The sequence below is a fragment of the Dietzia sp. DQ11-44 genome, from assembly GCF_014145205.1.
GTDB classification, from domain to species: Bacteria; Actinomycetota; Actinomycetes; order Mycobacteriales; family Mycobacteriaceae; genus Dietzia; species Dietzia natronolimnaea.
Genome location: NZ_JAALEC010000325.1, coordinates 1 through 5,565, shown reverse-complemented (window position 1 = coordinate 5,565; position 5,565 = coordinate 1). Strand labels below are relative to the sequence as shown.

5 protein-coding genes and 1 pseudogene are annotated in these 5,565 nt (G+C 68.4%); 5 read left to right on the top strand and 1 reads right to left on the bottom strand.

Annotation, left to right across the window (positions count from 1 at the left end; translation table 11 throughout):
- The 5 genes from metH to hisG all read left to right on the top strand — a co-directional run.
- Positions 1-2,599: methionine synthase (gene metH / locus G6018_RS08865; protein WP_182639415.1), on the top strand; the 2,599-nt coding region annotated here is incomplete at its 5' end.
- A gap of 100 nt (positions 2,600-2,699) precedes the next feature.
- Positions 2,700-3,227 carry a hypothetical protein gene (locus tag G6018_RS08860; protein WP_179525273.1) on the top strand — a complete coding sequence of 176 codons (528 nt, stop codon included), beginning with the start codon at positions 2,700-2,702 and terminating at the stop codon, positions 3,225-3,227.
- Between the two features lie 75 nt (positions 3,228-3,302).
- Entirely contained in the window at positions 3,303-4,019 is a 717-nt protein-coding gene (locus G6018_RS08855; protein WP_182639414.1) for an HAD-IA family hydrolase, read from the top strand.
- Entirely contained in the window at positions 4,016-4,279 is a 264-nt protein-coding gene (locus tag G6018_RS08850; RefSeq protein ID WP_179525271.1) for a phosphoribosyl-ATP diphosphatase, read from the top strand. The genes G6018_RS08855 and G6018_RS08850 overlap by 4 nt, the downstream gene beginning before the upstream one ends.
- A gap of 47 nt (positions 4,280-4,326) precedes the next feature.
- A complete protein-coding gene (hisG, locus tag G6018_RS08845; protein ID WP_179525270.1) occupies positions 4,327-5,178 on the top strand; it encodes an ATP phosphoribosyltransferase in 852 nt (283 codons plus the stop codon).
- A gap of 56 nt (positions 5,179-5,234) precedes the next feature.
- Here the strand turns inward: hisG and G6018_RS08840 are convergent.
- Positions 5,235-5,565: pseudogene (locus G6018_RS08840) on the bottom strand (acyl-CoA thioesterase domain-containing protein); the annotation flags it as partial.

Here is a 5,565-nt window from a genome sequence, read left to right as displayed (position 1 = left end):
TGAGCCGGTCAACGCGGTCGCCTCCCTCTACAGCTCGACGCCGCTGCGGGCCGACGCCGGCATCCTCATGATCGGCGAGCGCACCAACGCCAACGGGTCCAAGCGGTTCCGGGACGCGATGCTCGCCGCCGACTGGGACACCTGCATGGACATCGCCAAGGAGCAGATGCGGGACGGGGCGCAGATGATCGACCTCTGCGTGGATTACGTCGGCCGGGACGGCTCGGGGGACATGGCCGAGTTGGCCGGACGGCTGTCGACCTCCTCGACCCTGCCGATCATGCTCGACTCGACCGAACCCGAGGTCATCCGGACGGGCCTGGAGCACCTCGGCGGACGGTGCACGGTCAACTCGGTCAACTACGAGGACGGGGCCGGACCGGACTCGCGATTCCAGAGGATCATGGAACTGGTCTCGCGCCACGGCGCCGCGGTGGTCGGGCTGGCCATCGACGAGGAGGGCCAGGCGCGCACGGCGGACCGCAAGGTCGAGATCGCGGAGCGGATCATCGCCGACCTCACGGAGAACTGGGGGATCGCCGAGGACGACATCATCATCGACTGCCTGACCTTCCCCATCTCCACCGGCCAGGAGGAGGTGCGACGGGACGGGATCGAGACCATCGAGGCCATTCGCAGGCTCACCCGATCGCACCCGAGAATCCACACCACGTTGGGACTGTCCAACATCTCGTTCGGCCTCAATCCCGCCGCGCGCCAGGTGCTCAACTCCGTGTTCCTGCACGAGTGCATCCAGGTCGGCCTGGACACCGCGATCGCGCACAGCTCCAAGATCCTGCCCATGAGCAAGATCGACGATCGCCAGCGGGAGGTCGCGCTCGACCTCGTCTACGACCGCCGCAAGGAGGGGTACGACCCGCTCCAGGTGTTCATGGAGCTCTTCGACGGTGTGTCCACCGCGAGCACCAAGGACGCGAGAGCGGCCGAGCTCGCCGCGATGCCGCTCATGGACCGCTTGTCGGCGCGGATCGTCGACGGCGAGCGCAAGGGCCTCGAAGCCGATCTCGATGCGGCGATGCAGGAGATCCCCCCGCTCGAGATCATCAACACCCACCTGCTCAGTGGCATGAAGACGGTCGGCGAACTGTTCGGTTCGGGCCAGATGCAGCTGCCGTTCGTCCTGCAGTCTGCCGAGACCATGAAGACCGCTGTCGCCCATCTGGAACCCCACATGGAGGCGAGCGACGAGGACGGCAAGGGCCGCATCGTCCTGGCGACGGTCAAGGGCGACGTCCACGACATCGGCAAGAACCTGGTGGACATCATCCTGTCCAACAACGGGTACGACGTGGTCAACATCGGCATCAAGCAGCCGATCGCGGACATCATCTCGGCGGCCCGGGAGCACAAGGCCGACGTGATCGGCATGTCCGGCCTCCTGGTCAAGTCCACCGTGGTGATGAAGGACAACCTCGCGGAGCTCAACTCCGAGGGCATCGCCGGCGACTTCCCGGTCCTGCTGGGTGGTGCCGCCCTGACGCGCGCCTACGTCGAGGTGGACCTCGCCGGGATGTACGAGGGCGACGTGTTCTACGCCCGCGACGCGTTCGAGGGACTGCGCCTGATGGACGAGGTGATGACGGCCAAGCGGACCGGCGTCCCCATGTCCGAGTCCTCGGACGCGTCGGCCAAGGCCGCCGAACGGCGCGAGCGCCGGGCCCGCAGCGAGCGGATCGCCGCCAAACGGGCCGCCGAGGCCGAGCCCGTCGTCGTCCCGGCGAGGTCGGACGTCGCGGCGGACCAGCCGATCGCCACCCCGCCCTTCTGGGGCACGCGGATCGCCAAGGGCATCCCCGTCGCCGACTACGTCGGTCACCTCGACGAGCGTGCGCTGTTCTTCGGGCAGTGGGGACTTCGCGGGACGCGCAGCGGGGACGGCCCCGATTACGACGAGCTGGTCGCCACCGAGGGTCGGCCGCGCATGCGTTCATGGATCGACCGACTCACCACCGAGAGGATCCTGGCCCACTCCGCTGTGGTCTACGGGTACTTCCCGGCCTACTCCGACGGCGAGGACATCTGTGTGCTGGCCGAGCCTCGTCCGGACGCGGAGGTGCTGCACCGGATCTCCTTCCCCCGCCAACAGCGGGGACGGTTCCTGAGCATCCCGGATTTCCTGGCCTCCAAGGAGCGTTGCGAGGCCGAGGGAACCGTCGACGTCCTGCCCTTCCAGCTCGTCACCATGGGGACCCCGATCGCGGACTTCGCCAACGAGCTGTTCGCGGCGGACAACTACCGCGACTACCTCGAGGTCCACGGCCTGTCGGTCCAGCTCACCGAGGCGCTGGCCGAGTTCTGGCACCGGCGGGTGCGCGACGAACTGCGCCTGCCCGAGGGCGCTGTCTCGGACGAGGACCCCGACACCATTCACGACTACTTCGACCTCAAGTACCGGGGAGCCCGCTACAGCTTCGGTTACGGCGCGTGCCCGGACCTGGAGTCCCGCAAGGTCGTGGTGGACCTGCTGGAGCCGGAGCGAATCGGGGTCGAGCTGTCGGAGGAACTGCAGCTTCACCCCGAGCAGTCGACGGATGCGTTCGTGCTCTACCACCCGGAGGCCAAGTACTTCAACGTCTGACCAGGGCACCGCACTGCTAACACCTTGTGATGCCCGGTCGATGAACAGAGAGAGACCAACTCGGCGACAGTCCACCGAGAGCGCCGGCGAGGAGCCAGATATGACCACCTTCCGTCGATCAGCCGCCCTGACCTGTGTGGCGAGCCTTCTCGCCGGAGGGGCAGCCGTGGCACTCGCGCCTGCGGCCTCGGCCCAGGTGTGGCACCCCTCGCCGGCCTGGGACGTCCGTATGCCGTACCCGCTGGGCGGCGAGCACACCATTCGCTTCGGCGCCTTCACCACCTGCAAGCTGGGCGGAGACGAGCGCTTCCACCAGGCACTGAGCGCGAACGCCAGGGACCTCGACCAGCCCGTCGGCTCGTTCGACTTCTCGGCAACCCTCTTCCCGTTCAACTCCGCCACCGTGGAGTGGCACAACATCGATACCGACGCGAGGGGCGTGCGCACGGTCCAGTCGACCGGACCCGAAGTGGGCGTCGGCGGGGTGTTCACCGGACACGGACGGCTGGCGGTCACCATCACCACCAGTAGGTCCGCCCTACCCACCTTCGCCCCCGGGTCGGTCGCACCGTTCGCCTCCGCAACCCATACCGAACGATTCCTCGTTCCTGCGGGGAACTGCCACTGAACGGCGGTTGACGGAGGAACCAACGGGGCCGGTCACGGTACCCCCGGTGGCCCGTTGTCCGGTAGACAGTAGCCCGTGACCAGCATTTCGTACTCCCGTCTCCCCGCCGCCGTGTGTCTCGACATGGACGGCACGCTCGTCGACACCGAGCGATTGTGGGACATCGCCGTCTACGAGCTCGCCGAGTACCTGGGCCGTCCGCTCGACGAGGCGACCCGCGAGCGGACCCTGGGCAACTCGCTCCCCGGGTTCTTCGCGATCCTGGGCGAGTACACCGGGCGCACCATCGAGGGCGCCGAGTTCGATCGACTGGCCCTCCGGCTCAACTCACGGGTCACCGAGCTGATGCGGTCCGATATGCGGTGGCGGCCGGGGGCCGAGGAGCTGCTGGAGGACCTCGCCTCGACTAACGCCCCGGTCGCCCTGGTGACCAACACGACCGCAGACGTCGCGGCGGTGCCGCTGGAGTTCATCGACCGTTCGCGGTTCGATGTGGTGGTGACGGGGTGCATGGTGGCCGACCCCAAGCCGGAACCCGACCCCTACCTGCTGGCGTGCTCGCGGCTCGGGGTCGAGGCCACCACCGCCGTCGCGGTCGAGGACTCGGTCACCGGCGCCACCTCGGCGGTCGCCGCGGGATGCCGGGTCCTGTACGTCCCGTCGACCGACGGACAACCGGACGTGGTCGGGGCACACACCCACCCGAGCCTCACGGGCGTGAACGCGTCCGGTCTCGTCGCCCTCACCTCGGGCACGCCCGTGGCTGCGGCTGTGGGACAATCGGGCGCGTGAAGACCTTCGACTCCCTGTTCGCCGAGCTGTCCGAGCGCATCGCCGCGCGACCCGAGGGCTCCGGCACCGTCGCCGCCTTCGACAAGGGCGTGCACCATCTGGGCAAGAAGGTCAACGAAGAGGCGGGCGAGGTGTGGATCGCCGCCGAGTACCAGTCGGATGAGGAACTGGCCGAGGAGATCTCGCAGCTCCTCTACTGGACCCAGGTCATGATGCTCAAGCGCGGACTCGGTCTCGAGGACGTCTACCGGCATCTCTGACCGCCACCCCGAGCACCCCTCCCGCACCGAATCCTGGAGCCGCCATCATGCTGCGTGTCGCAGTGCCCAACAAGGGCGCCCTGTCCGAGTCCGCCTCCGAGATGCTGTCCGAGGCGGGGTACCGCCGGCGTACTGAGGGCAGTAAGGACCTCACGCTGATCGACCGTGAGAACGACGTCGAGTTCTTCTTCCTGCGACCCAAGGACATCGCCGTCTACGTGGGCTCGGGGCGACTCGAGCTGGGGATCACCGGCAGGGATCTGAGTATGGACTCGATGGCGGAGGTGGACGAGCTCCTCGACCTCGGCTTCGGACACTCCACCTTCCGCTACGCCGGCCCCTCCGGTGCCGGGTGGACCACGGACCGTCTGGCGGGGGCCCGAATCGCGACGTCGTACCCCAACATCGTCCGCCGCGACCTTGAGCAGCGGGGGATCGAGGCGGAGGTCATCCGGCTGGACGGCGCGGTGGAGATCTCCATCCAGCTCGGGGTGGCGGACTGCATCGCCGACGTGGTGGGTTCGGGTCGGACACTCAAGGTGCACGGTTTGGAGGCCTTCGGGGACGTCCTGTGCGACTCGATGGGCGTCCTGGTCGCGCGCGCCGGCGCCGAGACGACCCCTGCGATGGCACAGATGAGGGCCCGCCTGCAGGGCGTCGTGTTTGCCCAGCAGTACATGATGTTGGACTACGACTGCCCCAAGGAGCTCCTGGAGTCGGTCTCGGCCATCACCCCTGGCATCGAGTCACCCACCGTCTCCCCGATGGCCGACCCGGCTTGGGTGGCGGTGCGGTCGATGGTGCCGCGCAAGAAGGTCAACTCGATCATGGACGAGCTGGTCGCGGCCGGCGCCAAGGCGGTCATCGCCACGGACATCCGGTCCTGCCGCATGGGGTGACGCACTGCGGTCCCGGTGGTGCGGCGGTGCGCGGCACGCCTCGGCGCCCGATCGACTCAGACCCGTTCGACGAGCAGAGCCTGCAGCGTGTGGCCGATGGCTCCCACCTCGTCGTACAGGGTCCCGGACGTGGCCCCGACGCCGTCGGGGCCGATCGAGGCGGACGCGGTGACCCCGATCCACTCGCCGACGGGCCGCCGGTGCAGGTGGGTGACCAGATCGGTGTTGAGGAACCGCCATTCGTCGGGTTCGAGAACGGCCCCGACGCCGTTCGCGATGTCGGCCACCGACATGACCCGTTCCGCCGGAGTCATCTCCTCCCCGGAGACCAGGGGGAGGGTGGGACGGGCCCAGACGACCCCGTCGCCCGCACCGCGGATCTCCAGC

Coding starts and splice junctions, on each gene's coding strand:
- G6018_RS08860 (WP_179525273.1), top strand. CDS start 2,700: ATGACCACCTTCCGTCGATCAGCCGCCCTGACCTGTGTGGCGAGCCTT.
- hisG (WP_179525270.1), top strand. CDS start 4,327: ATGCTGCGTGTCGCAGTGCCCAACAAGGGCGCCCTGTCCGAGTCCGCC.